The sequence below is a fragment of the Limisphaerales bacterium genome (assembly GCA_014382585.1).
GTDB lineage: Bacteria > Verrucomicrobiota > Verrucomicrobiia > Limisphaerales > UBA1100 > JACNJL01.
This window is the reverse complement of the sequence record JACNJL010000020.1, coordinates 1-25,800: the sequence shown is the minus strand read 5'-3', so window position 1 is coordinate 25,800 and position 25,800 is coordinate 1. Positions and strand designations below refer to the sequence as shown.

28 protein-coding genes are annotated in these 25,800 nt (G+C 56.0%); 12 read left to right on the top strand and 16 right to left on the bottom strand.

Annotated features, from left to right (window positions below):
- Positions 1-35: 35 nt before the first annotated feature.
- The 16 genes from H8E27_01875 to H8E27_01800 form a co-directional block, all read right to left on the bottom strand.
- Positions 36-1,226 (bottom strand): flagellar basal body P-ring protein FlgI, encoded by a 1,191-nt coding sequence (locus H8E27_01875; protein MBC8324362.1) that lies wholly within the window; start codon positions 1,224-1,226, stop codon positions 36-38.
- Positions 1,227-1,256: 30 nt separating this feature from the next.
- On the bottom strand, positions 1,257-1,880 hold the full coding sequence (locus H8E27_01870) for a flagellar basal body L-ring protein FlgH (protein ID MBC8324361.1): 624 nt from the start codon (positions 1,878-1,880) through the stop codon (positions 1,257-1,259).
- A gap of 2 nt (positions 1,881-1,882) precedes the next feature.
- Positions 1,883-2,587, bottom strand: coding sequence for a flagellar basal body P-ring formation protein FlgA (gene flgA, locus H8E27_01865; protein MBC8324360.1), 705 nt, complete (start codon positions 2,585-2,587; stop codon positions 1,883-1,885).
- A 21-nt stretch (positions 2,588-2,608) separates the two neighbouring features.
- Positions 2,609-3,397, bottom strand: a complete 789-nt coding sequence (flgG, locus tag H8E27_01860) for a flagellar basal-body rod protein FlgG (GenBank protein MBC8324359.1) — start codon at positions 3,395-3,397, stop codon at positions 2,609-2,611.
- Positions 3,398-3,407: 10 nt separating this feature from the next.
- The gene (locus H8E27_01855; protein MBC8324358.1) at positions 3,408-4,205 is read right to left on the bottom strand and encodes a flagellar hook basal-body protein; all 798 of its coding nucleotides are present in this window, start codon (positions 4,203-4,205) and stop codon (positions 3,408-3,410) included.
- A gap of 125 nt (positions 4,206-4,330) precedes the next feature.
- Positions 4,331-4,681, bottom strand: a complete 351-nt coding sequence (locus H8E27_01850; GenBank protein MBC8324357.1) for a hypothetical protein — start codon at positions 4,679-4,681, stop codon at positions 4,331-4,333.
- Between the two features lie 2 nt (positions 4,682-4,683).
- Complete coding sequence (fliS, locus tag H8E27_01845) at positions 4,684-5,208, bottom strand: flagellar export chaperone FliS (GenBank protein MBC8324356.1); 525 nt, start codon at positions 5,206-5,208, stop codon at positions 4,684-4,686.
- A 48-nt stretch (positions 5,209-5,256) separates the two neighbouring features.
- Positions 5,257-5,565: a hypothetical protein gene (locus tag H8E27_01840; protein ID MBC8324355.1), complete on the bottom strand. Its 309-nt coding sequence runs from the start codon at positions 5,563-5,565 to the stop codon at positions 5,257-5,259.
- A gap of 60 nt (positions 5,566-5,625) precedes the next feature.
- Entirely contained in the window at positions 5,626-6,459 is an 834-nt protein-coding gene (locus H8E27_01835) for a hypothetical protein (GenBank protein ID MBC8324354.1), read from the bottom strand.
- Between the two features lie 15 nt (positions 6,460-6,474).
- A complete protein-coding gene (fliD, locus tag H8E27_01830) occupies positions 6,475-8,421 on the bottom strand; it encodes a flagellar filament capping protein FliD (GenBank protein MBC8324353.1) in 1,947 nt (648 codons plus the stop codon).
- 80 nt (positions 8,422-8,501) lie between these two features.
- On the bottom strand, positions 8,502-8,936 hold the full coding sequence (locus H8E27_01825; GenBank protein ID MBC8324352.1) for a hypothetical protein: 435 nt from the start codon (positions 8,934-8,936) through the stop codon (positions 8,502-8,504).
- Between the two features lie 2 nt (positions 8,937-8,938).
- Entirely contained in the window at positions 8,939-9,661 is a 723-nt protein-coding gene (locus H8E27_01820) for an OmpA family protein (GenBank protein MBC8324351.1), read from the bottom strand.
- Positions 9,662-9,699: 38 nt separating this feature from the next.
- A complete protein-coding gene (motA, locus tag H8E27_01815) occupies positions 9,700-10,602 on the bottom strand; it encodes a flagellar motor stator protein MotA (GenBank protein ID MBC8324350.1) in 903 nt (300 codons plus the stop codon).
- A gap of 15 nt (positions 10,603-10,617) precedes the next feature.
- Complete coding sequence (locus H8E27_01810; protein ID MBC8324349.1) at positions 10,618-11,412, bottom strand: FliA/WhiG family RNA polymerase sigma factor; 795 nt, start codon at positions 11,410-11,412, stop codon at positions 10,618-10,620.
- A 23-nt stretch (positions 11,413-11,435) separates the two neighbouring features.
- Entirely contained in the window at positions 11,436-11,708 is a 273-nt protein-coding gene (locus tag H8E27_01805; GenBank protein MBC8324348.1) for a hypothetical protein, read from the bottom strand.
- Positions 11,705-14,845, bottom strand: a complete 3,141-nt coding sequence (locus tag H8E27_01800; protein MBC8324347.1) for an SEL1-like repeat protein — start codon at positions 14,843-14,845, stop codon at positions 11,705-11,707. The genes H8E27_01805 and H8E27_01800 overlap by 4 nt, the downstream gene beginning before the upstream one ends.
- Before the next feature lie 304 nt (positions 14,846-15,149).
- Between H8E27_01800 and flgB the strand changes: the two genes are divergently transcribed.
- The 12 genes from flgB to H8E27_01740 all read left to right on the top strand — a co-directional run.
- A complete protein-coding gene (gene flgB / locus H8E27_01795; protein MBC8324346.1) occupies positions 15,150-15,527 on the top strand; it encodes a flagellar basal body rod protein FlgB in 378 nt (125 codons plus the stop codon).
- A gap of 20 nt (positions 15,528-15,547) precedes the next feature.
- On the top strand, positions 15,548-15,973 hold the full coding sequence (gene flgC, locus H8E27_01790; GenBank protein ID MBC8324345.1) for a flagellar basal body rod protein FlgC: 426 nt from the start codon (positions 15,548-15,550) through the stop codon (positions 15,971-15,973).
- A gap of 17 nt (positions 15,974-15,990) precedes the next feature.
- Positions 15,991-16,365 carry a flagellar hook-basal body complex protein FliE gene (fliE, locus tag H8E27_01785; GenBank protein ID MBC8324344.1) on the top strand — a complete coding sequence of 125 codons (375 nt, stop codon included), beginning with the start codon at positions 15,991-15,993 and terminating at the stop codon, positions 16,363-16,365.
- A 53-nt stretch (positions 16,366-16,418) separates the two neighbouring features.
- Positions 16,419-18,299, top strand: a complete 1,881-nt coding sequence (fliF, locus tag H8E27_01780; protein MBC8324343.1) for a flagellar M-ring protein FliF — start codon at positions 16,419-16,421, stop codon at positions 18,297-18,299.
- A gap of 30 nt (positions 18,300-18,329) precedes the next feature.
- Positions 18,330-19,352 carry a flagellar motor switch protein FliG gene (fliG, locus tag H8E27_01775; protein MBC8324342.1) on the top strand — a complete coding sequence of 341 codons (1,023 nt, stop codon included), beginning with the start codon at positions 18,330-18,332 and terminating at the stop codon, positions 19,350-19,352.
- A gap of 15 nt (positions 19,353-19,367) precedes the next feature.
- Positions 19,368-20,006, top strand: coding sequence for a hypothetical protein (locus H8E27_01770; GenBank protein ID MBC8324341.1), 639 nt, complete (start codon positions 19,368-19,370; stop codon positions 20,004-20,006).
- Between the two features lie 39 nt (positions 20,007-20,045).
- A complete protein-coding gene (locus H8E27_01765) occupies positions 20,046-21,467 on the top strand; it encodes a FliI/YscN family ATPase (protein ID MBC8324340.1) in 1,422 nt (473 codons plus the stop codon).
- A gap of 1 nt (position 21,468) precedes the next feature.
- Positions 21,469-21,924: a flagellar export protein FliJ gene (gene fliJ, locus H8E27_01760; protein MBC8324339.1), complete on the top strand. Its 456-nt coding sequence runs from the start codon at positions 21,469-21,471 to the stop codon at positions 21,922-21,924.
- A 12-nt stretch (positions 21,925-21,936) separates the two neighbouring features.
- Positions 21,937-22,752: a hypothetical protein gene (locus H8E27_01755; protein MBC8324338.1), complete on the top strand. Its 816-nt coding sequence runs from the start codon at positions 21,937-21,939 to the stop codon at positions 22,750-22,752.
- Positions 22,752-24,131, top strand: coding sequence for a hypothetical protein (locus H8E27_01750; GenBank protein ID MBC8324337.1), 1,380 nt, complete (start codon positions 22,752-22,754; stop codon positions 24,129-24,131). The genes H8E27_01755 and H8E27_01750 overlap by 1 nt, the downstream gene beginning before the upstream one ends.
- 30 nt (positions 24,132-24,161) lie before the next feature.
- Positions 24,162-24,611 (top strand): flagellar hook assembly protein FlgD, encoded by a 450-nt coding sequence (locus H8E27_01745; GenBank protein ID MBC8324336.1) that lies wholly within the window; start codon positions 24,162-24,164, stop codon positions 24,609-24,611.
- A gap of 3 nt (positions 24,612-24,614) precedes the next feature.
- Positions 24,615-25,800, top strand: a 1,186-nt coding sequence (locus H8E27_01740; protein ID MBC8324335.1) for a flagellar hook-basal body complex protein, incomplete at its 3' end; no start/stop codon positions are given.

The window sequence follows — 25,800 nt, the reverse complement described above, 5'->3', positions numbered from 1 at the left end:
CAGTTAAAATTCGTTCGCTATCGTTTGCTGCACGCTTACTGCATCTTCAATTCAGCCTGCAGCGCGCCGGCTTCTTTCATCGCGGAAAAAATTGTCATCATATCGCGCGGGGTCGCGCCGAGGCTGTTGAGCGCTTCGGAAACTTCCTGCACCGTGGGCAGCTCAGGAAACACGTGCAGACCGCCACCGCCTTCGGTGACCTTCGCTACATCCGCCGGCACCCGCTGGGTGGTGCCTGTTTGCGACAACGCGTTGGGCTGCGAAATATCTTCGCTCTTGGCCACCGTAAGATAAATGTTGCCATGCGCCACCGCGCAGCTGAGCACCCGCACGCGGGAAGTGGCCACGATGGTGCCGGTGCGTTCATTCATTACCACGACCGCCCGGGAATCGGGCACCACGGTGATGGCTTGCAACTGCGCGGCGAAATCCACCGGCGCGGCGCGAAACTGATCCGGCACTTTGATGCGGATGGTGCCGCCATCAATGGCCGTGGCGAAATTACCCACACCGCCAAGGCGCTGTGCCTGACCGAGGATGGCCTCCTTCATCCGCGCCGCCAGCACTTTGTCCGGCGTGCGCAGAAAGATTTCCATAAAACCATCCTCCACAAGAGTGACTGGCACTTCCCGTTCCACCACCGCGCCATTGACCAAGATGCCACCGGTAGGATGGTTCTTCGTCACCTGCGCATTGCCGGTGCCGAGGGAAAAAGAATTGTTACTGAGCGGCCCGCTGGCCAATGCAAACACCCGCCCGCCCGCGGTCAGCGGTGCCATGTGCAGGTAGCCGCCGGTCAACGAGGTGGCGTCTCCCATGGAGTTGATGGAAATATCAATTCGCGAACCTTTCTTGGCGTAGGGGTTCAGGTTCGCCGTTAGTGTCACCACGGCGGAGTTTTTGGTGGATACCGAGCTGGCGGGCACGTTGATGCCATAATGCTTCAGTAAGTTGGAAATCGCTTGTTTGGAATAAATCGTATCTTTGTCGCCGGTGTTGTTTAGGCCGGTGACCACGCCCACGCCGTGGATACCATTGGGATGTTCGCCCTTGAAAAAGGCGATGTCCTTGATCCGCACGCCTCCGCCCACCGCATTGGCGCGCAGCGGGCTGACGGTCCGCAAGTTGGCGGAGGGATTGGCGGCTGGCGGAATTGTGATGCCCGCTTGTTGCCCGAAGGCGAACAGCGGAATCATTGCCCAGAATGGAATTTGTAAATGTTTCATAGTCCGGTTTTTAATGTAAAGGTTCGTGGATTAAAATGGGCTTACTTTGTCCCAGAATTTCAGGAACCAACCCTTGTTTTGCGAGTCGGAGATAACGCCAGTGTTCACGTAACGAATCTGCAAATCGGCCAGACGCTCGCTCATCACCATATTGGAGGAATCAACATCCTCGCGCCGCACCGTGCCGCGCAAAATGGCGACCTGCGTTTCACCGCCATAAGAAGTTTGGCGCATGCCCTCGATCACCATCGTGTTATTCGGTAGCACATCCACCACGCGCACACCGAATTTGGCGGTAATTTTATCCACGTTTTTCGTAGTGCCTTTACCCTCGTGTGTGGTGGTATTGGTAAATTCCATTTTCGGGAAAGTGCCTTGATGCTTGCCCAACTGGCTTCCCGTGGAGGTGCCCGCCTGAGTGCCAAACAAAAAACTAGTGATGCCTGCGTTGGCCGAGCCCACGCGGCTGGTGGTGCTCTTATTATCCCGATCCACCGTGGCCGATTCGGAAATGGATACAAACAGAATGTCGCCAATCGCGCGGGCAGTTTTATCCAGGGCCGGGCCGCGGCTGGAGCCATCTTTCCAAAGTGAATCCGCCAGGGCACTGCCGGCCAAAGCGAGGGTGAGTGCGAGTGTAAAAGTGTGTTTCATAATTATTTTCCGTTGGGGCTAATGAATTTAACGGACACCGTGTCGCTGTTCACCACGGTGCCGCGGATTTCCTTAAAAGATTTGGGGTTGCGAAGGCGAATCACATCGCCCGGCGCGCCGTCTTCCAGCGCCATCACCGGCAGTCGGATGTGTAGCGCCTTGTGGCGGATTTCTGCCTGCACCGTTTGATTCCTCAGCACCACCGGCTTGCGGCGCACATGGTACGGCTGCAGCACGGTGCCGGGGGTGACGGCTTGGATGATCTGTAAATCGGCAGTGAGTTTGTCCCCTTCCCACACGCCGTTGCGCAGGTTGATGACATCCATTTGTTTGAGTTTCAGCGAAACCTCGTCAAGTGCCTTGAGCCGTTGGCATAATTTCGTGGCCACCCACACCTCACGCAACAGGCGGGCCTTAAAAAATCCAGTAAACTCGCCGCGTGATTGGTCACCGACAATCACTTCGTATTTCACGGTCATAAACGCCGCCAACCCTTGGGCGGGTGCCTGAGTAATTTTTACAGAAAGCGGAAATCCATCGGGCACCTCCACCTTCGGCAGCGGCTGCACGGAAGTGAGGGACAATTGGCCATTGGCCACCTCCAGCTCTGTTCCGAGGGCGGTGGTGATGGCGGGCTGCAGATCGGTCAGCACCGCAAAGCCGAAGGGCGCGGTGGCGAGAAGGATGAGGGCAACGATTTTTTTCATGTTCAGTTGAGTTGATTAAAGTTAGCCGCGCAAGCGGTTGCTCATTTGCATCATTTCGTCCGCCGCCTGAATGGCTTTGGAATTAATTTCGTAAGCGCGTTGCGCTTTAATGAGGTTCACCATTTCCTCCACCACTTTTACGTTGGAAAGCTCCAACCAACCCTGCTGGACGGTGCCCATGCCGGTGGCTCCCGGCAGGCCGGTTTCTTCTGTGCCGGCCGCCAGTGTGGATTTGTAAAGACTGCCACCCACACTCTCCATGCCGCCGGGGTTGGCGAAACGCGAGAGCATGATCTGGCCCACGTTAGAAGTGACCCCGTCCACCGTGGTGGACACCGCGCCAGAAGTGCTGATTGAAATATTCGTGGCATTGGATGGAACCGTGATACCGGCAAAACTGGCTACCGGCAGGCCGTCACTGGTAACGATGTTGCCGGCGTTGCTCATTTTAAACGCGCCATCCCGTGTGTAAGCATCCGTGCCATCAGGCAAAGTGACCTTGAAAAAACCGTTGCCGTGAATGGCCGTATCCAGCTTGTCACCGGTTTGGTGCAGCTCGCCATTGGTGAACACTTTGGAAGTGGCCACTGCACGGGCCCCGTGGCCCACCTGCATGCTGGTAGGCACTTGGTTGCCGCCCCCGGCCTCGGCGCCGGCGGCGCGGTTGGTTTGGTAAAGCATATCCTGGAACTCCATCTTCGATTTCTTAAAACCGGTGGTGTTCACATTCGCCAGGTTATTGGCGATGACATCCAGGTTCATTTGCTGGCCCTGCATGCCGGATGCGGAGGTGTAGAGTGCGCGTAACATTGGTTATCTCCTATTTGTTGTCAGTCAGTTCACGGATCAATCGGCCCATATGTTGGTCCTGGATTTTCATGATCTTTTGGTTGGCTTCAAAATGGCGGAGCGTGGTCATTAACTGACCCATCTCGTGCGAAGGCGTGGTGTTGGCACCTTCCAAAAATCCCATGGCCACGGCGGTTTCACTTTCATCCGCTGCCAATGGCGTGAGGCCGCCCGAAGTAAAGTAGCCGGAATTGATGCGTTGGAGTTTTTGCAAATCTTCCGGGGCAAAGCTCACCACGTTCAAGCGACCCAACGAAGGCCCGCCCTGCGTCACCGTGCCGTCTTTGGCGATGGTGATGGGGTACTTGGAATTCGTGTCCACCGTGATCGGTCCGCCGCCCACGGCTTGGAGTAGGTTGCCGTCTTTGGTGATGAGCTGACCGAGGTTGTTGGTGCGGAAACTTCCGTCGCGGGTGTACAGTGTTTCGCCATCAGGCCCGCTGACCCCGAAGAAGCCCGGGCCATCGAGGGCGACGTTGGTGTTATCGCCGGTGGGCATCAGCGTACCCTGCTGGAAATCGGTGGAAACGATGAACCGTGGCAGCATCCACTGCACCTGAGTTTTGTTGGCGGCTTTGAGGGATTCGTCGAACATCGAGGCGTCGACGGCGTTAAAGGTCATATTATGCCGCTTGAATCCGGGCACGCTGGAGGAAGCGAGGTTTTCCGCGATCACGTGCTGGCGTTGGAGGTTGCCCTCCAGAGCGCTGGCGGCCTGGTACAAACTGATATTCATCGGCCACCCACGCAGCACATTATGTGCCAGCACTCGGATTATTTTAAAAACCGCTTAAACAGAAAAAAAACACGTTAAAACAGCCTGTTTTATAGGCTGTGAAATGGCGGGATCAAATGGGGGGGGGCACTATTTTCCGAGCAAAAACTCAGCTTCGATCAGCTGTAAGTGCCCCAATAGGACTCGGTGCGCTGGCCGTAGGCGGCCCCTACTTTTCGGCCATTACTAAGATTTTTATCTTCATTGGCAATTTGTTTTTGTAATGAGTCCATTTCATTACTCAGCAACTGCTGATGTTGCTGGGTGATGCTGACGAGGGTGTTGACCAGTTCGCGATCTTCGGGGGTGTAATCTTCGCCGGCGTAATCCTCGAGCAATTCCTGCAAACGTGCCTTGGCATCGATGGTCCGATTCAGTTCGTTCCAATCCTGCAGCGCGATGGCGACAGATTCATCGCGGGCGAGTCGGTGCCATTCGCGAAGTAGAGTAGTAGTGGCGGGTAAGCTCATCGTTAGCCCATTAATGATAGCCCGGTGTATTCGCCCGAAGAGGGGGAAGGTGCCGGTGCGGCAACGGGAATGGGTTGGGTAACGGGCACGGGCACGGGCGCTATTGCTGGCGCCGGTGCGGCGGCCGGAGCCGGTGGTTCGCTGACTTGATTGAGTGATTCATTCCATGCATCGCGTAGTTCAGAGAGGCGCGTACGGATTTCCTCAATAATCTCCTTGTTTTTTTGCACGTTCGCTTCCTGCAGCCGGTTATCAAAATAATCGTATAAACTCACGAGGTGGTCACCCAGTTCACCGGCTTTCTCGGGGTCAAGGCTGCGGTTGAGTTCGCGGATGATAGCCTGTGTGCGCGTGATGTTTTCGTGGACGGTAAAATTGAAATCCAACGGGTCTTCCCGCTCGAATGCCTTGATGGCGATGCCGAGGAATCGAATGGCACCGTCATACAACATCACCACGAGATTTTCCGCGGAGGAAGTATTTACCGCGGCCACTCGATACGCATTCAGCTTGTTGGCGCTGTTCATCGGGTGGTACACAGCACGTTGCGTGCCGAAACAGCTTGGGGAGGGAGGTTAGGATTTACCTGGGCGAGGGGTGCTTACCTCAATCTCAGTGGCGAGCAGTTTGGAAAATTGCTCAATCGCTTCGGCGGGCGGATAACGATCGGCTTGCACATCCTCGCGCAGGCGTTCTTTGATCTGATCAAACCGAGCCTCAGCGTCCACCTCCACACGGGTGAAATCCGGCTGACGGGTCATATTCGCCTCCAACGAATCGGTCGGGGCGACCATGCCCACACCGTCAGTCGGCTGCGCCTGCGCTTGAGCCGCTTTCTGCGGGCCTTGCGCTTGGCGCGTTGTATTAAGGCTAACTTCTTTCATAGCAACCGTCCCAAATATCGTGTATTTCGCGAAAAACACAAGGTTTTTCGCTCACACAACTCAGGTGGCGCCGGGAATCGGGGGCTCTGGCGCGGGTTCTTCTGACCCTTCTGGCACCGTTGGCCCGGGCGGTTCTGGCTCCTCGGTGGGAGGAGTCACCGGCTCCGGATTTCCGGACACACTCTGACTATCCTCATTATCGGCAGCGAGCAGCATCTCTTTAGCATTTTTTTCAGATAAATGTTGAAAGATGGATCCCAGCGAATAACGCCCTAATTCACGAGGTGAATTGAGGATTAACAGCTCTGTGGCGGCTAAAACACTTGAGGATTGGTGTTCACGGATGTGTCGCCGCAGGCTGTTATTGACTGTGGTTTGCCCGGCATCGAACACCTCATCTGTGGCCCAAATCAATTGACCGTCCTCAAGGCTGAAAAGATGAAGTTTCCAGCCCACACCGATGGGTGGATAAGCGCGGTACGTGGTGAGCTCGCAAAAGAGCACCGCCTGGCAGCCTGTTTCCTTGGCCAGCATGGGCAGAAAATCGAATGGCAACGCTGCATCCGCATAAATAGCCCGCTCATTAAACAACCCGTGAAGGCGATGAGACGTCACTGTGACCACCTCAAACAGGCGCGCGCGCGACAATTCCTCGGTGAGGATCGTTTGCAACAGGGGCGTGCCGCGTTCGGCGGGCACGTTACCGCGGCCGGGCATCAGGGGCATCACCGCTACCCGCAACAGATCGGCCGGCAAGCCGCCGGGCACAAGATGCGAGTTGCTGGGTGCGTGGAAGGGGCCCATGTAAGCGCCGTTGTCGGTGCGTTCGAGGGCAGCACAACCGACCAGCAATCCGCTGGCGGCTAATAGGGTGAAGGTGCGTAGTCGTTTCATGATGATTCAGGTTACCTATTTAAATCTGGCGTTTAGAAAACTCATTTGTTGGTTTATTTTGGCCTGCGAAGATTCCATCGCAACGAAGCTGCGAACGAGCTGGTCCCGTTTGGATTGCACGAGCCGTTCGTGATCCGTGATTTGCTGGGTGATGTCGGTCACCCGATCGGTCATATTTTTCTGTGTCGTGGCCATCGCCCCGTCGTCATCAAGTACGTTGTCCAAATAATCATACATCGCAATGCCTACGCCGTACGTGGCGGTGGTGAAGAGGCTTTTGATTTGGCCGAGATTATCGCGGAGCGCATCGTCGAGTTTGTCTGAATCGCTCAGCGAGATTTCATTGGTGTAACCGCTGGAGGTGTAGCCGATGGATTCCAGTCGTTTGATGGTACTGGTGATTCCGGAGACGTCGCCGGTGATTGTCGAGCGCAGCTCACGGGCAATTTCCGTGGGCAACGTCTCGGAAGCCAATACGCCGAGCGTGATTTTGCCGTCGGCATCCGTGCTGCTGGCGATCTGCGAGGAGATGAGCGATTGCACTTTGTTGAGCTGCGCGATCAAATCCGCGATGGCAGTTTTGACGGTTTCCGTATCGGATTTCACAGAAATCGTTGCTTTTTTGGGGTTGCTATCCAGAAAATAGACATCGCCACTTTGGGCGCCGGTGAGGTCCACTGCGCTGGTGCCCGCCTCTGCATCGGCTTTGGTGGTGTGCAGCGTGAAGCTATCATTGGCCGTGACTTTTACGTAATAAGTGGTGCTGGAGGATAACCCGCCGGGCACGGTGCCGGGGCTGTACATTGTCACGGCATCGCCGGTGGAATAGTTGTGACTTTCAGTGGTGGTTATACTTTCGCCGGAGGTATCCACGCTGCTGATTCGCGATGCCCCGCTGGCTTGGGTAGCGGTGACGGAGAGGCCCTGCACACCTGAGCTGTTTTGGGTAATGGTGTTACTGCGACTCTCAAGGGGCCCATTATCATTTACCTTATAAAGCAAGTTATTGCCGCGCGAGAGGGCGCCGCTGTTGGCGGTGAGCAGGCGGGTCTTGGCGAGGAAATCGCCGCTCACATCTTCGAGGGTGATGCCTACGTCGCCTTCGGTTTTGTTGGTAATGAGAAAGCGGTCGTTCACCGTGTCGTAATTCGCGTACACACCGGCCTCGGAGTTGTTGATGTTGTCGAGGATGTCCGTGATGGTGTCGGTGGCGGCGTAGGTGATGGAGGTTTCGTTGATTTTGAAAGACCCGCTGGCGCTGCCGGCGCCGTCGGTAAAGTTGGCGGCGTCAGCGGTTTTAGAAAGATCCATGCCGCCGAGGTTGGCGGAGCTGGTGATGCTGCTGGTGCCGTTGGCATTGAGGCGCAGGGCTTGCAGTAAATTGCTGGTGTCCGTGGCACTGCCGAGGACTACCTCGCTCGAATCGGTGAAGGTAACTTTGTCGCTACTGATGGAGTAATCGAAGCTGCCGCCCACGGCTGTTTTAATCGCGGCCAGCGTGGTGTCGAGCGAGTCGCTGGTGGCAATGGTGATTTGCTTGCCTTGTACGGTGACCGTGCCTTCGGTAACCGCAATGGCAAATCCGCCGGAATCAAGTGCGGCACTGGAGGTGACGCTGGCACCGACATCGGTATTGCCCAGTTGCTTGGCGGCGGTGGCGAGTTGATAAATTTCGAAACGGTAATCACCGGAGGAAGTACCTTCCTGAGCGCTGGCGGTAGTGTGTGCTTGGCTGGAATTGACCGACCGGCTGTCGTATAGCTCGGTTTCTTTCAGTGTCTTGGAACTGGCTTTCAGCGTGGTGAGCTCATTTTTGAGCGTGGTGAGCGCGTTATTTTTTTGGCTGATGGTGCGCTGCTCTACGCGCATACGGCGCTGGGGTGCCCGCTCTACGTTCGAGAGTTGGTCCACCATCGATTTCCAGTCAAAGCCGGAAACTAAGCCTGCTACTTGTAAATCCATATGTTTTCTTGGATTGCTTTACGGACACAACACAAGTGTCCGGCTAAACATAGCAAGTAGGATGCCAGAAATGGCGGAAATTAGTAATCGCAGTCGAGCAGGATCGTCTCGCCGCAAGTGCAGCCCACGCGGATGCGTTTGATGATTTCCTCCTCGCGCTCGTACTCGATGGTGGCGAGTTTGGGCTCACCGTCGCTTGATTCGTCGGTTGCGGTTTCGGGCGCGGCGGGGGCGGTAATTTTAATTTCTGGCAACGCCACGCGCGCGGGTGCGGCGGCCACCGCAGATTTGATTTTGGAAATGGCGTTCTCGGCCGCTTCGCCGGTGAGACCGCCTTCCAGAATGATTTTCCGAATGTGCCCGGTTAAATCTACCGCTTCAGCGGGCGTGACCGGCGCGGCCGCGGGGGTGTCCAGCTCATCGGATTCTAAGCCGGGGGCCTCGCGTCGCACAAATGTGGGGGCTTCCGAGGGATCGGCCAACTCACCGCCAAATGGGATAAATTCGCGGGCCATGGTTAACGGGGGTTACCCGCGCGAACCATAATGGTCACGCGATCGTGGTGAGAATGGGTGAGGTCGTGTAAATAATCCGAGAGCGGTTTGCTGCTGCTGAAGCCAGCTATTTTGATGAATTGTTCGGATTTCATAGCTTTGCGATCCATCGCCTCGCGGGCGACGAGTGCCCGTTGTGTGGAGAGGGCCCATGTGTTTACCGGCTCGCCATCCAGCTCGATGTTGCTCGCGGTGTGGCCTTCCACTTCCACGCGTGTGGTACGGTGCCGCGCCAGCACATAAGACAGCGTATCGAATACCGTCTGCCCGTATTTTGTGAGCGTGGCGGTTGGGCCTTCGAAGAGTCGCCGGTTGGGGTCGTTAAAAAATTCGATCAACAATCCTTCGCTGGTCATCTGCACTCGCATGGTTTTCATGTCGATGAAGTTCGGGTTGTCGGCAAATACTCGAACGATGTCGTCGTTGATGCGGCGGATGAACTGCAGGTCAATGGCCGAGGCATTGTCGAACACCGCGCGCTTGGCCTCGATGAGGTCCGCGTTTTGGATGGGGATGATGCCCACGGACATTTTGGTGACGCTCTTGAAGCGCGTATTGAAGTATTGCTGCACTTCGCCTTTCACCTTTTCGTCCTGGTTCAGAATCCACAACAACATAAACAGTGCCATCATCGCGGTTACAAAATCCGCGAACGCTACTTTCCATGCTCCTCCAGCTCCTGCCATCGTTTATTGCTCCATTAAAAGGGTTGGGTTTCGTTCATTTAGGATGAGGATTTCAGAGTGTCCTCCAGTTCGCCGGAGCCCATGCGGACGTCGGAAGTCAGCTCACGCCGGCCCACTTCGCAGGCCACCAGTGGCGGCAAGCCATTGGCGAAGCTCACCACGCCGGACTTGATCGCCTTCATATAATTCATTTCCGAATGGCCGTTAAATTCCGCGCAGGTGGCGAGCGGTCCCACGACGCAATAGGAACCGAAGATTCCAAAAAACGTTCCCGCGAGCGCCGTGGCGATGCCCTGTCCCACGGCTTCGCCGCCTTGCCCGAGCTTGTACATCATCACCACGATGATACCCAACACCGCCGCCACAATCCCAAACGCCGGCAGCCCGTCGCCCACTTTGTTCAAGACTAAAATTGGGCCGTGATGTTCCTCTTCCATAGTGTGCAGGCTCTTGGCCATCAGCGGCTCGAGTTGGTCGGGTTTGATTCGGCCATCCACAATCGGTTTCAAGCCGTCGCACATGTATTCCACCGCATGATGGTTGCCGTGGAATTTCGGGTATTTAGAAAAAAGACTGCTCGCCTCGGGATTCATGACGTGTTCCTCCAGCGCGATCATGCCGCCGCGTCGGCCCAGCTGGAACAGCTCGTACATGCACTTGAAGAGTTCCTCGTAATCCGCTTTGGCGAAGGGCGCGCCTTTGAGGGTGCCCAGCAATTGCGAGATCACGCCTTTGAGCACGGTCATCGGAGCCATCACAATCATGGATCCCAATACCATGCCGCCCAGCGCGATGAATTCATTGGCGTGGATGAGGCTCATGGCCGCGGTCCATTCGGCTTTTTGAAACATTTCGCCGATGCCGTGTCCACCGCCGGCGGCCATGGCAAAGCCGGTGAGCACGCCGATAAAGATGATAATTAGTCCTACAATTACTAGCATTGTTTTTCCTCCTTGTTACACACGCTCCTGTCGTTGCAAATAGGCGCGCAATGACAACACGGCCTCGGTGTTCACCTGGCACACGCGGCTTTCGCTGATGTTCATCAACTCCGCGATGTCTTTCATGCGCAATCCTTCGTAATAAAACAAGAGTAAAACCTTCTGTTGCTGGCGAGAGAGCTGCAAAATGCGGTCTCGAATCATCGCGTGCAGCTCGTGCCGGCCGGCATTGTCGGATGGATCGGGCTGGGTGAGATCAGCCACATGCTGGTCGCCCGTGCCGAATTCATCATCGCTTTCGAGCATTTGATGCAGCGGCACAAAAATCACCGGCCGCAGTTGGTCGAGCAAGTCGCGGTAGCCATCCACCGTGGTGCCGATGCGTTCGGCGATTTCTTCTTCGGTGGGCTGGCGGTTGAGCTCTATGCGCAAACTTTCGAGACTGCCTTCCAGCTCGCGCCGCCGGGAATACACCGAGCGCGAAAGCGGTTGGGATTTTCGAATCTCATCGAGGATCGCCCCGCGAATGCGCATCCGCGCATACGCCTCGAAGACTACGCCTAAGCTGGGGTCAAACGTGTGTGCGCTTTGGATGAGCGCGAGGCAGGCGATATTTTTCAAGTCATCCACGTCCACCGTCACCCGCACTAGCGGCGCAAAGCGATGCACCATCTGGCTAATCACCGGCGCGTAGTTGAGCAGCAATTCCTCCTCGGTCACCTCGGTGAGGTGCATTTTTTGATACGCCCGGGCCGCCGCGATGCGTTGTGGCTGGGGTCGTTTTTTCGGGCTGGTGGTGGCTTGGGCCATGGGTCAAATTTTCCTTTTGTGGGTTATTCCGGAGTGGCCTCTTCTTGGGCGGCGATCAGTGCCTCGGCTTGCGCTTGTTGTTGTCGTTCCATTTCCACCTGAGCTTGTTCCTGTTGGGCATTGACGAGGCTGGCAAACCACAGGCGCATCCACCAATGGCCTACTAATCCAAATGCTAATGCAGCAATGGCGGCGCTGGTGAGCGTGCGATCCCAGCCGCGATCCTGATAAAATCCAAGCGCGCACACCAAGGCAAAGCCGAGCGCTCCTGCAAGAGTAGTGGCAAGTTGAGTCATTGGCGTGTGCCTCCTTTTGTGGCCACCTCCGCAGGTGCGGGGGGGGCCTGATCGCCAGCTACTTGTACGAGTACCATAGCGGACCGTGCTTTGGCGAGCAGGTAAGCTTGTGAATCAAAGTTGAGTTTTTCGCTGGCCGCCAGTTTGGGCAGTGTTGGTGGCCGTGTATGATAACGCACATCGGGCAGGCGATTGAGGAAGGTGATTAAGTGGTCGGCCTTCAGTACGTGTTTGTGGTAGGAGCTGAAATTTTGAAATACATCCGGGGTGCGCCCTGAGTATCCCGGGAAAAACAGGCCAATTGCCTGGCCCTGATTATCGAGCAGGGCGACTCCGCGAAAGCCCGGAGTGCGGCGGAGCATTTTGAAGTGGGCATCGCCCAGCGCTTTTTCAAGTGAGGTGAGGTCGTTTTTCAAACCATCAAACGGCCCTACCAACGTTTCCTCCACCAGCTTGGCCAGTCGAAGTGTCGTCTGTGTCGTCTCGTGTGATTGATTTATTATGCCGGGCACAACGGTAACCTGCAATAATGCACGGCCTTCTTCCACTTGTTCCAAGGGGGGGGCTTCGCGGATTCGTTGACCGTCGAGGATGACCCATTCACCTGCGCCAAATTCTTTTGCCTGGGGTTGGGGTAACCGATGCCAACGTTTGTTGATGGCATCGTACCATAGTTTTTCTTTCAATATATATCCGATGCGCAGGTCGGCGTTGCCCAGTAAGTTATGGGCCCCGTGTAGCGCGGCTTTCAGGCGTTTGAGGCTGGTTGTTTGTAGACGGTGCAGGTCGTCGCCACGCGGCATGTTAGGGTGTTTGCCGGCATTGGGCGTGCCGCGGCGGTCGAGGTAGGTTTCGAATGTAAAGACCAACCGATCACCTAACGCGGGGTTGTGCAGCGTGAAAAATCGCGGATCGGCCTGGGCTCCGAGAATGGCCGAGATGCGGGTCTTCGCCAGCGCCGGACGCGGGCCGGTGCCTTGTTGGGCGAAGGTAAATTGGTTGCCCAATACTTGCACCGGATCACGCTGTCGCACGCCGTGGCTGAAGTTGAGCGAGAGTGCGGGAAATTGATAATCCCCATTCACCTTGAGTAGCAGATACTGATCTAAATCGCCCCTCAATACGACTTCATGCGCCGGGAATGCGCCGTTTTCGGTGACCACTTGATATTGGTTGCCGCTGTGTTTGAGGTGTTTGCCGGTGATGACGTAGCCATTTTGAGAAACGAAAAATCCGGTGGACCAATCTTTGGCGGCGAAGGTGGCGTTCGCCTGTGCGTCCACCATCGGGTTAACGGGCCTAGGCGCGGCCGATTCAGCTTGCAGTTGGGCGGCCAGAGTGCGGGCGTTGCGAAGTTGCTCGGGAGTGAGCAACCGTTGCAACGAATCGCGCCCCGTGATGGCCGCTTGCTGATGTTGGCGCGCGGCCAGCCACCACCACGCATACGCGCGGACCGGATCATCGCCGCCCAGCACTTCGTATGTTGGTTCGGGCATTTCACCCGGTTGCTCGGCATCGTACCACTTGCCCAGCACCTCCGCCGCGTGGCGGCCCTGACCGACGGGTACGAATAACTCCAGCCGTTGAGATTTTGCGTTGCCGGGCACCGGCAAATACCGCGCCTGCGCGCTGGCCAGCACCGCACTGGCTTTTGCCAACTCGGCCGTCAGCAAGGCGGCCGGATGCGCCTCGGCAAAGTCTGCCGTTACTTGCAGGGTCACTTGCTCGCCCGCGCGACGGCCCTGATAATAAAACAAACCGAGATTATATTGGCTGGGTGCGTGCCCCATTCGGGCGGCCTGCCGATACAGTATAAAGGCGCGTGGCAAATTGGGAGGCACGCCGAGACCGTTTTCGTGTAGTTGGGCGAGGTTGTAAAAGGAATCGGGTTGATCGTGTTTGACCGCTTGTTCCAGCCAATGCGCCGCGCGTCCCGGATCAACACTCACCCCGTGGCCCTGTTGATACATCACGCCCAGCGCGTGCAGCGACGGGCCATAACTCTGTCGGGCAGCCAACAAAAAATGGTCGTGCGCGTCCTGATATAAACGGTTCTCCGACGGATGGACTTGGCCGTCGTTGTTCTTATCCCAAAGTTTGAGCTGCTCCGGTGTGAGCGCGGCCATATTCACGCGGCCACCTTGGGTGTAATAGAGGATGCCGAGTTGATGATAGGCGGCCACCACGCCCTGTGCGGCGGCGCGGCGCAGATACTGCTCGGCCAGTGCGGGGTTGGGAGAAACCACTTGATTGAGGTGCTTGAGCCCGTTTTGGTAAATGCGGCCGAGATTGTATTGCGCCACCGAATGGCCCTGTTGAGCGGCGAGCTGGTAAAGTTCCAGCGCTTTCATCAGGTCGCGGGACACGCCTTGGCCGGTTTCATAAAGATACGCGAGGCTCGCCTGCGCCATGGCGTGACGTGAGCGGGTGGCGCGTTCGTACTCGGCAGCGGCATCTTTGAAATTGCCGATCCGTTGGCAAATCAGCCCGCGGTTATAATAGTCGGTGGCGTCACTGGAAATGGCATGCGGATCGTAAGGATTTTTGGAGATGCGCGGTTGTTGTGTTTTGGGGGGCGCTCCAAACTTGATGAGATGCTCATAAAGATCCCAGCGCGTGTAAATTTGACGCATGGCCGCAGTGTGGGCGACGAGGGGTGACATGCCGCGCCGTTGGAACACGTGGGTAATATCTTCCAGAATTTTTTGGTAACGAGCGATTTGAACTTTGTTCGCGTAGAGATTCAGCCATTCCTCAGGATGGGGCTGGCCGCCGCCCACCGGCAACAGCGGAGCCAAATGATGCGCCAACGCCATCGGACCGCACAATGGCCGGTGAGTCCAAGGCGCTACTGGAAATTGTTTGTCCAAGTGATCTGCCGCAATCACCAAACCTTGGCGGTGTCCCACAAATTGCGCACTATCCTGAAACCAACTCCGCAAAATCACCACCCAATGCTCAGCCATCAATCGTCCGGCAGCCTGTCCGGGAGTTTCCGGCACCAACCGCGGTGGCATCGCCGGCGCCGGAGAGGATTCAGCACCACCCGCAGCACCTCCCGCACGCGGGGGCAGGGCACCCTGAAATATCAGCGCGCCGCCCAGCAGAGCGGTAACTTGAATGGTTCGCAGATTCATTCGATCAACTTCATTCTCTTAGTTGCCCGGCCTTGTTCACGCAAGGACAAGCATGATTATCCGGCAGGGAGCAGCAAATCCTGGGCCAACTTTTTGAAAACCCGATCCCGGGCTAAAAACGGATTTTTTGGCAAAAAATCGTAAAAACACAAAAATTGGAATAAATGGTAAAAAATGCCAAGGATGCTGGATTTTACTGTGAGATATTTTCGCCGTAAAACGCGGAAAATACGCAAAAAACGCCAGTTTATGAAAATTCGTTTTTAAGCCCCTATAATGGCACGGGGCTTGCTGCACGCGGGGCATGATTGATGCGCTTTTTAGCGGTGCCAATTACCAAGGCGTGAAGAAGATGCTCGATGCTTCCACGCTGCGGCAGGAGGCCATCGCCAGCAATTTGGCGAATGTCGAGACTCCGCATTACAAGCGGATGGACGTGCAGTCCACGTTTGCCTCCGAGTTGTCGCGCGCCATTGGCACCGGCTCGGCCGATGCCGTGCGCGGGGTGCAGGCGAAGATCACGGTGGATACTTCCGCCACGGCGCAGAATCGCGATGGCAACTCAGTGCAGCTTGAGAAGGAGCTAATGCTGTTACAGAAAAACATGGTGGCCCACCACATGCAGACCCAAATGATTTCCGGAACGTTTTCCAAACTACGTTCGGCGATTAAAACGCGATAACAATTTTCACGACCCTTATTATGAACATTAACATTTTACCCGGAGCCGGCAGCGCGGCCTCCGCTTTGCAAGCGGAGAAGGTGCGCATGGAAGTCATTTCCCAAAACATTGCCAACGCCAACACGACGAGCACCGAAAAAGGCGGCCCGTACCAACGGCAAGTCGTCCGTTTCGAGACGATTATGGCCAATCAGTTTGATCCCCTAAATGCCAAAGCCGAAATACGCGTGGCGGGAATCGAAACGGACAACCGACCGTTCAAATTCATGCATCAGCCCGGTCATCCCGATGCGGACGCTGAAGGCATGGTGAAATACCCGAACGTAAATGTACACGAAGAGATGGCGGACTTGATCGCCTCTTCCCGCGCTATGGAGGCGAACCTTTCCATCATCCGCACCGCTCGCCAAATGGCTATGCAAACATTGGCGATCGGTAAGAATTAATTGAACGACACACAAATATGTTACCCGTAAATCCAGTTGCAGCGCAGGGGCTGGCGGACATCTACCGCCAGCAACGCGCGATTATGGATCGCAGCCGCGAGATCACTGATGCCAGCAAGGCCGGTGCGCCCGTGGCGCCGGAGGGAGCAGAAGCGGCACGTGCCCCGGAGCAGGTTGGCTTTGGTGGCGTGCTGGATAAATTTGTTAATGAGGTCAACGCCAAGCAGCTCGATTCCACCCAGGCAGTTAATGATTTGCTTGCGGGCAAAGACATCCCGCTGCATCAGGTGATGATCACCATGCAGGAAGCCGGCGTGGCGTTCCAGCTGATGGTGGAAGTGCGTAACAAACTCCTCGAAGGTTATCAGGAACTCATGCGCATGCAGATTTAGTGTCCCCAATTTTGAAAACCCCAACCCACTGAACAATGGATAAAATAAAAGCAATGGCGATGCAGCTCCTGACCATCTGGCAGCAGCTTGGCGTGAACCAAAAAGTAACTGTGGTCGCCTCCGGCCTGCTCGTCGCCGGCGCGCTTTCGGTGGTGGTGTTCTTCACGAGTAAAACGGATTTTGCATTGCTGTACGGCAATATGGATTCCAAGTCCGCCGGTGAAATCATCACGGTGCTGGAGGAGCAAAATATTCCTTACGAAGCGGGAGCCGGTGGCACCAGCATTAAGGTGCCGCGCGATAAAGTGTATAGCCTACGGATGACTCTCGCCAGCCGTGGCCTGCCGAAAGCGGGCGATGTGGGTTGGGAATTATTCGACAATAAAAATACGGTGAGCATGTCGGATTTTGTGCAGCAGAATAATAAAGTGCGCGCGTTGCAGGGGGAGTTGGCCCGGAGCATCTCGATGATTCAAGGAGTCAGCAGCGCCCGCGTACACGTCGTGCTACCCAAGACGCGGTTGATTGTGGATGACAGCAAAAAAGCCACGGCGGCCGTACTGTTAAATTTGAATAGCGCCGGGGCGATCCGGCCCGAGGCGGTGCATTCCATTCGCCATTTGGTGGCTGGGGGCATTGAAGGCTTGCAGCCCAATAACGTAGTGGTGACTGATAATTACGGCAACAAACTCACCACTGAAGGCGAAGGGAACGGTTCCTTCGCGATGGCCAACAACCGACTCACGGCGCGCCGAAATTTTGAAACATATTTGGCCGCCCAAGTGCGCTCCACACTGGAGCCGGCGCTGGGTCCGGGACAGGTCATCGTCACCGTTAGCGCGGAACTCAATCATGACCAAATCACTCACACCGCCATCAAGTTTGATCCTGAGGGCGTGGTGACCAATCAATTTCAGTCCACCCTCGACACCACCGGCAACACCACTCCGCGCCCCGGCGGCGTGGCCGGGGCCACCGCCAACACCAATACCAGCACCAACAACACCGGAGGTGCCTTGGCCAACAACACACAAAACAAGGAAGAGAAAACGATTTCGTTTAACAACAGCCAAAACACCACCAATGTGGTGAAAGCCGTCGGCAAGCCCGAGCGCATTACCACCACCGTGTTAGTGGCTCAAGGTGCGACTGCCCGTGATGCTGCCGCAATGATGCAACTCACTAATGTGGTCAAAAACGCCATCGGCCTGCATCTTGATCCGGACGATAGCTCTGTGCGGCGTGATAAAATTTCGGTAGAGGAAGTTGTCTTTAACGATGCCCATCTCACCGCGGCAAAAGAGGAACTTGAATCCGCCGCCACAAAGGCGATGATCAGTGACTTGGTTCGTAACATCCTTTACGTGTTACTGGGTGCGGGTGCGTTAATGGCATTTGTGAAGCTCGTGAAACGCAGCGCCGAAGAGGCGATCCCCACCGGCGTGCCCGTGGGTCAATTGCTCGCCGGTACCGCGATGGTGGCCGCGCCCGCTGGTGCAATGGCTGGAGGTGCGGCGATAGCAGCCCCGGCGGCCGGAGCGCTCACTGGCGGCATGGATGCCGAGGCACAAATGGAGGCTTCGGCCAAATCATCGGAAGATATTGAAGAAGCTTTGAAAGATCCATCCAAACTTTCGACCGCCGAAATCCAGCAGCTTATGGAACGCCGCAAGGAAGAGAAAGAGCGCCGCAAGATGCTCGAAGCCATGGCAGAAGAAGAGGATGAAGATGATGTCGAAGTCATCGAGCAGGAAAAACAAAAGCTGATTATGGACTTTGGTCTCGGCAAGAAACAGCCTGAGCGCGTGAACATCGAGGTGCTCCGCGATATGATTAAAGAGAACCCCGAATCCATGGCCGTGGCCGCCCGCCGCTGGCTCGGTGGCTCCGGTGAAGATAAGGCTGAAGATGGCGGTGATGGAGCCGCAAGCTGAACTGAAACAAACTTAAAACCAAGTTGAACCATGGCTGAAGCACACAAAAAAAAGAAAAAAGCTTCCAAGGGACTGCAATTGACCCAATCGCAGAAGCTGGCGACCTTCCTGATTGTCATGGGCGAGGATGCGGCGGCAGATATCATCAAGAATTTTGATGATAACGAACGCGAACTGGTGTGTGCCGAGATGGCCAACTTGCCCCTGCTCGATAGCATCGAACAGGGCGCCGTGCTGCAGGAATTCACCGGTATGGCCGTGGAAGCGCAGTCGGGCATCAGTGGTTCGGTGGATTTCACCCGGGCCGTGCTGGAAAAATCCGTGGGTCTTTTTAAGGCGGCGGAAATTATCGGCCGCGTGGGCACCGCCCGCACGAGTGTGGCGACGATGCAGCAAATCATCGATCTGGATTCCACATCGATTTGTAATTTACTCAAAGAAGAAGACCCCCAAACCATCGCGTTGGTGGTCAGCTATTTGCCCGCGCAAAAAGGATCCGAGGTGCTCATGAGCATGCCCGATCGTGTGCGCGAAATGGTGGTCGAAAAACTCGCCACCCTTGAGTCCACCCCCATTGAGGTGGTGGAAACTCTTGGTGAAGTGCTTTCTGCCAAGGTGGGCGAACGCGTCAGCCGTGCGCTGAACCAAACGGGTGGCGAGAAATCCGCCGCTGCCGTGCTCAACGCCATGAACAAGGACGAGCGTAAGAAGCTGCTCGACAACATGGACGAACGCGCGCCGGATTTAGTGCGCTCCATTCGCATGAAGATGTTCACCTTCGACGATTTGCAAACGCTCGATGTGAAGACCATTCAAAAAATTATGCGCGAAGTGGATGCCAGCAAACTGGCCGTCGCCCTCAGTGCCGCCACCGACACGCTCAAGGATGCCATGCTCGGTTCCCTCTCCAAACGTGCCGCCGAAAATGTGCGCGAGGAAATCGACAACATGGGCAAAGTCTCTCTGCGCGAAGTGGAAGCCAACCAAAACTCAATCATCGATGTGGTGCGCCAACTCGAAACCGAAGGCGAAATCTCACTCGAAGGCGAATAAGCAAACAAATATTTTATGGTCCAAGCCATCGACAACATTTTCACCGAAGCCCCGCTGCGCGGCATTCGGCTGGCCATTGGCCCCGCCGAGGCGCTGTTGCCCGAGGAATCCGCCGGTCCCACGCATGAGGAGCAACTGACCGAGCAGGAAACCGCCGGACATCAACGCGGCCGCGACGAGGCTGCCGCCGAGTACGAACCGCAACTCGCCGCATTACGTGCGGAACTGAAAGCGGCCAAGGCCGAAGGCGCCAACCAGCAATTGACGATCATCGAGGAAACTGTGCAGTCGCAACTCACTGCGCGCCTCAACGAACTCGAAGCGGAGTTGATTGAATTTTCCACCGAAGCGGCCATCCGCCTCGTGCATGGCTTGCCCATTAGCACCGGCGTCATCGAAGCGGCCATCCGCGAAACGCTCGAGCACTGCGAGCAGGATGCCGAGGTGTCGGTCCATTTGCATCCCGAAGATTTGAAATTATTGAAGGCTCACCAAAGCGAGCTGTTGCAGGACTCGCCCCACCAACGCCGCGTGCGGTACTTGGAAGGCACGGAAGTTTCCCGTGGCGGTTGCCTCGTGGAAACCCGCTGCGGCGTCATCGATGGCCGTCGCGAAACCCGCGAATCCCTGTTGCGCGAAGCGGTGAGTGCCTAAATTAATATGATTGCCGACGAACAAAAAACCAGTTCCCGCATGAGCCAAGGGGTGCGGCAGTTGCGCTCGCGCCTGTCCAATACCCGCCTCGTCGAGAACCGCGGGCGCGTGACGCAGATGATCGGATTGGTCATCGAATCGCAAGGCCCGCTGGCGTCGGTCGGCGAAATTTGCCGCATCGAGTCACGCATCACCGGCCAAAAACTGTTGGCCGAAGTAGTGGGCTTCCGTGATCGCAATCTGCTGCTCATGCCGCTCGGCGAAGTGCAGGGCATCTGTCCCGGCAGCGAAGTGGTGGCCACCGGCCATTCCCTGCGCGTGCCCGTGGGCGAAGAATTGTTGGGCCGCGTGATTGATGGAATGGGCCAACCGCTCGACGATTTGGGCGCCATCCCTCAATTGCCGCTCGCCGAGCTAAACCTCGAAACGCCGCACCCCCTGAAACGCGGCCGCATTGATCAAACGTTTGAAACCGGCATCAAAGCGATCGATACCTTTACGCCGCTCGGCCGCGGTCAACGCCTGGGCATCTTTGCCGGCAGCGGCGTGGGTAAATCCACTTTGATGGGAATGATGGCCAGTAAATCAGAAGCGGATGTAAACGTCATCGCGCTCATCGGGGAGAGAGGCCGTGAAGTGCGCGAATTTTTGGAACGCGATCTCGATGAAGAAGGCCGCGCAAAATCCGTGGTCGTCGTGGCTACCTCCAATGAGCCGGCGCTGGCCCGTGTGAAGGGAACTTTTTTGGCAATGACGATTGCTGAACATTTCCGTAGTCAGGGCAAAAATGTGTTGTTGATGATGGATTCCATCACGCGCTTCGCAATGGCCCAGCGCGAGATCGGCCTTGCGATTGGCGAGCCGCCCAGTTCGCGCGGCTACACGCCTTCAGTCTTTTCGTTGCTGCCGCAATTGCTCGAACGCGCGGGCAACAACGAGCACGGCTCCATCACCGGATTGTTTAATGTGCTCGTGGAAGGCGATGATATGAACGATCCGGTGGCCGACGCCGCGCGGTCCATTCTCGATGGGCACCTGGTGCTCTCGCGCGAATTGGCTTCGCAAAATCATTATCCGGCTATTGATGTTTTGGAAAGTGTGAGCCGGTTGGCGCATGATTTGCTCACGCCCGAGCAACGCGCCCATATGGGCCACGCGCGCGAAAGCATGGCGGTGTATCGCAAGAGTCAGGATTTGATTTCCATCGGTGCGTATCAAGCCGGCAGCAATCCAAAAATCGACGAAGCCATCAGTTTGCACGAACCAATGCGCGATTTTTTGCGGCAGGAAACCACCGTCGGCAATGGCCGGGATGAAAGCTGGGAACAACTCATCCAAACCTTAGGCCAAGCCCAAGCCGCCCAAGCCGTACAAGGGGTCGGGCAGCCCGGAGATCAATTTGCGCCGCAACCATTTCAACCGCAACAACAACCCGGCGGCCAACCGCCAATGATGGCCTGAAATGAAACCGTTTAACTTTTCACTCAAGACCGTGCTGGAAGTTCGTTCCAATGAGGAACAAGCCGCCAGCGACGTGTACGCCCAGGCGCGCGGCGCAGTGGAAACGCTGCAACTGCACTGGCGCGCGTTGGATGAAGCGGTGGATGCGAATTTAACGGCTTGCCGCAGCGCCTTCGACGGCCAGGCGCAGAGCGGCGATTTGGCTCAATTGCAGGGCTCTCTGCGATCATTGCGCGCGCAGTTGGCTGAGTTGGAACCGGAATTGCTTCGCTTGCAAAGTGTGATGGATGAAAAATGGCAATCGCTGTTGGAAGCCCGTCAACGCCGCGAGGCACTCGAAAAAATGCGCGACAAAAAACAAACACTGCACCAGCACGAAGCCCGTCGCACGGAGCAAAACGCCATCGACGAAATGGTGTTGCTGCGCGAAGCCAGAGGAGCGGCCGCAAAAATTTAACGGAGGATGATTATGAAAAAGATTTTGAAATCAAGATGGTTCGTCGCCTTGCTGGGAGGAATCTTATTTATCGCCACGCTGGTGGGGCTGACGTTGGTATCGAAAGACGTGCTGTTGCAGGAGGCACTTGAGAAATCCGGGGTCGCCGAGCAGGCGGCAGAGGAAAAAAAGATTGAGGAAAAGAAGGAAGCCGAAAAGCCCCGGAGCATGGTGGACACGGCAGAGACCGCTGAATCCCTTAAACATGATGTAAACGAAGAGGCCAATAAACGCACAATTGACCGGCGATTCGGGGATATCAATCGGAGTACCGCCGCGGGTGATTTGGAAATCACGGATCCCGGATTGAGCGACCTGATTCAGCGGCTTCAGGCACGCGAGAATTATCTAAAACAACGTGAGAGGGAATTGGAAGAGTTGAACAGTCACATCAATGAACAACTCAAGGAAATGCATTTTCACACCAACAACATCACCACGATCCGCGCACATTTGGATAAATTATTTGAGGGCAAAGTGATTCAAATTCGCCAGAACGAAACGAATAAGCTGATGCGTTTGGCAGGTATTTATGAAGATATCATGAATCAAGGGGATGCGGCGGCGCGTGAGGCGAACCTCAGAAACCTTATCCGAGCAACGCAGGATAATGATCCTGCATTGAACCCCAAGATATTTCAGTTCATGGCTCCGACCAATCAGGCGACCATCGTGAATACGCTGGTTTCCTCCGGTGATGCCGAGGACGTGAAGCTCTACAACACAATCATCAAAGACTGGCGCCGCACTATGCCGGAATCCGGCTTGGCACCAACCCCCACTCCATAATGACTTCCTTACCCACACAATCCACCGACACAACCGGTACGGACGCTTTTGACCTCATGACCCCGGCCAAGCCGGCCTCGGAAGATCAAGGCTTTGACAAGGTGTTTCGTGAAGCTGCGGGAGAAGCCGAGGTTGCTGAACAGGAAAAAGCTGCCGAGGACAAAGTCGAACTCCAAGTCAAAGAAGAAGCCGCACGGCAAAAAAAACGTGCCAATGAATTTGCCGGGTTGGGCCATGCATCCCCATTGCAGGCGGACCTAGCAAGTAAGGCCAAGGTAAACCCATCGGAGGGAAAACAAGTCGCAACAAATGCGCCGGCTGAAGAGGGTGCCCAAAAACTTTTGAGTGAATCCAAATTGTTAACACCCAAAGTTGATCCCAAGGCCAAGGTGAACATTGAGACCCAATCCGATGGAGCCAAAGAAGAACTGAAGGCGATGCAGGCGCGCAAGCAATCGGCTGCCAAACAAACGGGTCGATTGAAAAAGCAACAGGCCGCGCGCGCGCAGTTAAAATCGGAAGATGTGAAACAAGCCACTGCCAAAGCGGAATTAGAAGCCGACCGGCAAAATTTACCCACGGCTACGATGGCCAAAGGCGCGGCGGTAAAACCCGCGCAATCGACTGATAAAACCGGAAATTTACCTGAAGGCGATTGGGAAATTGTGAACGGCACGCAATTTGCTCAGAACAACCCGAAGATGGCTATGATGGCAAAAACAACCCCCCTCGCGCCGGAAGGATCCGTAGCGAGATGGGAAGAGCTGCGCCCGGCGACCAGTGCCGAGCTCGGCGGCGGTGCGTCCAGCCAACAACAGGATTTGCCGCGCGAACAAGCCCGCGAACTGACCGCGCCCGTGCAAGCGGTCGCCACTCCCGCCGCCACCGGCACGGCGGCGACTCAGGCGTTTACGCCAGTGCCCGGACAGATTTCGGCCACGCTTGAAAAAATTTGGAATGCCGTCACCACGTTTCGCGCCAAGGGCGCTGATCAGATGACGGTGAAACTGCAGACGGAGAATCAGCAAATGGAGTTGACCATTCGCTACAACCAAGGCGGCTTGGAAATCCAGGCGCGGTTGGGGCAGGGCGAGGGCCAACAGCTTGCCGGCCAATGGAATGAGCTGCAGCAATCGCTCGCAGAACGCGGCGTAACCTTGCGAGATTTGGCTCGTGAAGAGGCCGAATTGCCCCGTTTTTCCGATGATTTAGACGATTTTAACCCTTCCGAAAGCCGCCGCCACGCGTCGGCCGGAGAGGATGATGAGGAGCCACTCAACTGGGGTGAGCTGGAAAATAACCGTGATGAAGAAGAACAATCTGCGCCCCGCCGCGCCACCGCGCGTGCCCAAAATGTCAACTGGGAAAGTTGGGCCTAATTAGTTTAACGAAACAAAGAGGAACGAACCATGATTGTTAACGCAACACAGATAACCGGCCTTCAAGCCGAAGCGCCCGAGGCGAATGAGCGCGTGCCGGTGAAGATGCTGGGTCAGAATGAATTTTTGAAATTGCTCGTCACCCAGATGCGCAATCAGGACCCGATGCAGCCGGTGAGCGATACTGAGTTTATCGCGCAAATGGCACAGTTCAGCAGCTTGGAGCAAACCAAGACAATGAGTGCCGACATCACCAAACTGCGCCAAGGCAACGACTTCCTGCAGGCCACCAATCTGCTGGGCAAGGAGGTGCGACTGAACCTTGGAGATATGGAATTTACGAAAGGAATCGTGACCGACCTCAACGTCAAGGATGGCGAAGCGAGGATTATTGTAGGCGATAAAACCTACACTCTGGACCAAGTCACCTCCGTGAGCGGGGAGACGCCAGCAGCTAATCAACAAACAACCACGGAATAAGTCATGATTCGATCACTCAATACCGGCGTACTCGGCATCAAGCAGTTTCAAACCAGTCTCGATGCCATTGGTAATAACCTGGCCAACATCAACACCGTTGGCTTTAAGGGCGCCCGCGTCGATTTCTCAGACACCCTCGCGCAAACCATGCGGGCCCCCACGCCAGACGGTGAAACCACCAGTGGCCAAGCCGGCATGCAGGTGGGTAATGGTGTCACCGTGTCGGCCATCAAAAACCAGTTTACTCAAGGCGCCATCAAGCAAACCGGCGTGCGCACGGATATGGCCATCACTGGTGAAGGCTTTTTCATGGTGAAAGATGCCACCACCAACGAGTTGTTCGTCACCCGCGCGGGAGATTTCCGTGAGGACAAGAATGGTATGCTGGTGACCAACGATGGTTACCGCGTGCAGGGCCTCAATAAACAGGCTCCCGCGAATACTACGGCTGAGCAGGCGGAGATTGGCGATATCAAGCTCGATGTGGGTAAATACACCGAGGATCGCTCCAGCGTGTCTCTGGATACCTCCACCAATATTTTCACAAAAACCGCCCATGCATACACCACGGGCAACCAGGTGAAATTCAGCAGCACCGTGCCCAGTGTGGCCGGCGGAACGGCTACCACGTCCACCGTTTATTTTGTGGCAAAGGTCACCGATGACACCTTCAGTTTGCACAACACCGCTGCCGATGCGGCCTCCGGTGCAAATAAAGTGAATCACACCGTCGCCAGCCCAACGGAGGTCACCGTGAGCAGTGTCACCTACGCCAGCGATAAAATGACTCTCGCCACCGGCCACGGGATGTCTACGGGCGATACATTTTATGTAACCGGCGGCACCATGCCCGGCGGGTTAACCGACGGCAAGGCGTACTACGCCCGGATATCCACCAATGATATTTATTTCCACACCACCTCCGCCGACGCCACGGCGGGCACCAACACGGTGGACATCACCACGGCGGGAAGCGGGTTCAAACTTTACAAGGACACGGGCACTGTCTCGTCGCTTACCCTGACCGGTGGAGCGAGCATCAGCTCCTACAGTATGGGGGCCGATGGTAAGGTAAACATGCTACTCACCGACGGCACGCAATACTCACGCGCGCAGATGTTACTACAAAATTTTCAGAACCCTCAGGCGCTGCTCAAGCAGGGAGCTAACCTGTACGGCAACCTCGCCA

Bases quoted from the DNA above. Each gene is read 5' to 3' on its own strand.
- H8E27_01875 (MBC8324362.1), bottom strand. From the start codon at position 1,226: ATGAAACATTTACAAATTCCATTCTGGGCAATGATTCCGCTGTTCGCC.
- H8E27_01870 (MBC8324361.1), bottom strand. From the start codon at position 1,880: ATGAAACACACTTTTACACTCGCACTCACCCTCGCTTTGGCCGGCAGT.
- flgA (MBC8324360.1), bottom strand. From the start codon at position 2,587: ATGAAAAAAATCGTTGCCCTCATCCTTCTCGCCACCGCGCCCTTCGGC.
- flgG (MBC8324359.1), bottom strand. From the start codon at position 3,397: ATGTTACGCGCACTCTACACCTCCGCATCCGGCATGCAGGGCCAGCAA.
- H8E27_01850 (MBC8324357.1), bottom strand. From the start codon at position 4,681: ATGAGCTTACCCGCCACTACTACTCTACTTCGCGAATGGCACCGACTC.
- fliS (MBC8324356.1), bottom strand. From the start codon at position 5,208: ATGAACAGCGCCAACAAGCTGAATGCGTATCGAGTGGCCGCGGTAAAT.
- H8E27_01840 (MBC8324355.1), bottom strand. From the start codon at position 5,565: ATGAAAGAAGTTAGCCTTAATACAACGCGCCAAGCGCAAGGCCCGCAG.
- H8E27_01835 (MBC8324354.1), bottom strand. From the start codon at position 6,459: ATGAAACGACTACGCACCTTCACCCTATTAGCCGCCAGCGGATTGCTG.
- fliD (MBC8324353.1), bottom strand. From the start codon at position 8,421: ATGGATTTACAAGTAGCAGGCTTAGTTTCCGGCTTTGACTGGAAATCG.
- H8E27_01825 (MBC8324352.1), bottom strand. From the start codon at position 8,936: ATGGCCCGCGAATTTATCCCATTTGGCGGTGAGTTGGCCGATCCCTCG.
- H8E27_01820 (MBC8324351.1), bottom strand. From the start codon at position 9,661: ATGGCAGGAGCTGGAGGAGCATGGAAAGTAGCGTTCGCGGATTTTGTA.
- motA (MBC8324350.1), bottom strand. From the start codon at position 10,602: ATGCTAGTAATTGTAGGACTAATTATCATCTTTATCGGCGTGCTCACC.
- H8E27_01810 (MBC8324349.1), bottom strand. From the start codon at position 11,412: ATGGCCCAAGCCACCACCAGCCCGAAAAAACGACCCCAGCCACAACGC.
- H8E27_01805 (MBC8324348.1), bottom strand. From the start codon at position 11,708: ATGACTCAACTTGCCACTACTCTTGCAGGAGCGCTCGGCTTTGCCTTG.
- H8E27_01800 (MBC8324347.1), bottom strand. From the start codon at position 14,845: ATGAATCTGCGAACCATTCAAGTTACCGCTCTGCTGGGCGGCGCGCTG.
- flgB (MBC8324346.1), top strand. From the start codon at position 15,150: ATGATTGATGCGCTTTTTAGCGGTGCCAATTACCAAGGCGTGAAGAAG.
- flgC (MBC8324345.1), top strand. From the start codon at position 15,548: ATGAACATTAACATTTTACCCGGAGCCGGCAGCGCGGCCTCCGCTTTG.
- fliE (MBC8324344.1), top strand. From the start codon at position 15,991: ATGTTACCCGTAAATCCAGTTGCAGCGCAGGGGCTGGCGGACATCTAC.
- fliF (MBC8324343.1), top strand. From the start codon at position 16,419: ATGGCGATGCAGCTCCTGACCATCTGGCAGCAGCTTGGCGTGAACCAA.
- fliG (MBC8324342.1), top strand. From the start codon at position 18,330: ATGGCTGAAGCACACAAAAAAAAGAAAAAAGCTTCCAAGGGACTGCAA.
- H8E27_01770 (MBC8324341.1), top strand. From the start codon at position 19,368: ATGGTCCAAGCCATCGACAACATTTTCACCGAAGCCCCGCTGCGCGGC.
- H8E27_01765 (MBC8324340.1), top strand. From the start codon at position 20,046: ATGAGCCAAGGGGTGCGGCAGTTGCGCTCGCGCCTGTCCAATACCCGC.
- fliJ (MBC8324339.1), top strand. From the start codon at position 21,469: ATGAAACCGTTTAACTTTTCACTCAAGACCGTGCTGGAAGTTCGTTCC.
- H8E27_01755 (MBC8324338.1), top strand. From the start codon at position 21,937: ATGAAAAAGATTTTGAAATCAAGATGGTTCGTCGCCTTGCTGGGAGGA.
- H8E27_01750 (MBC8324337.1), top strand. From the start codon at position 22,752: ATGACTTCCTTACCCACACAATCCACCGACACAACCGGTACGGACGCT.
- H8E27_01745 (MBC8324336.1), top strand. From the start codon at position 24,162: ATGATTGTTAACGCAACACAGATAACCGGCCTTCAAGCCGAAGCGCCC.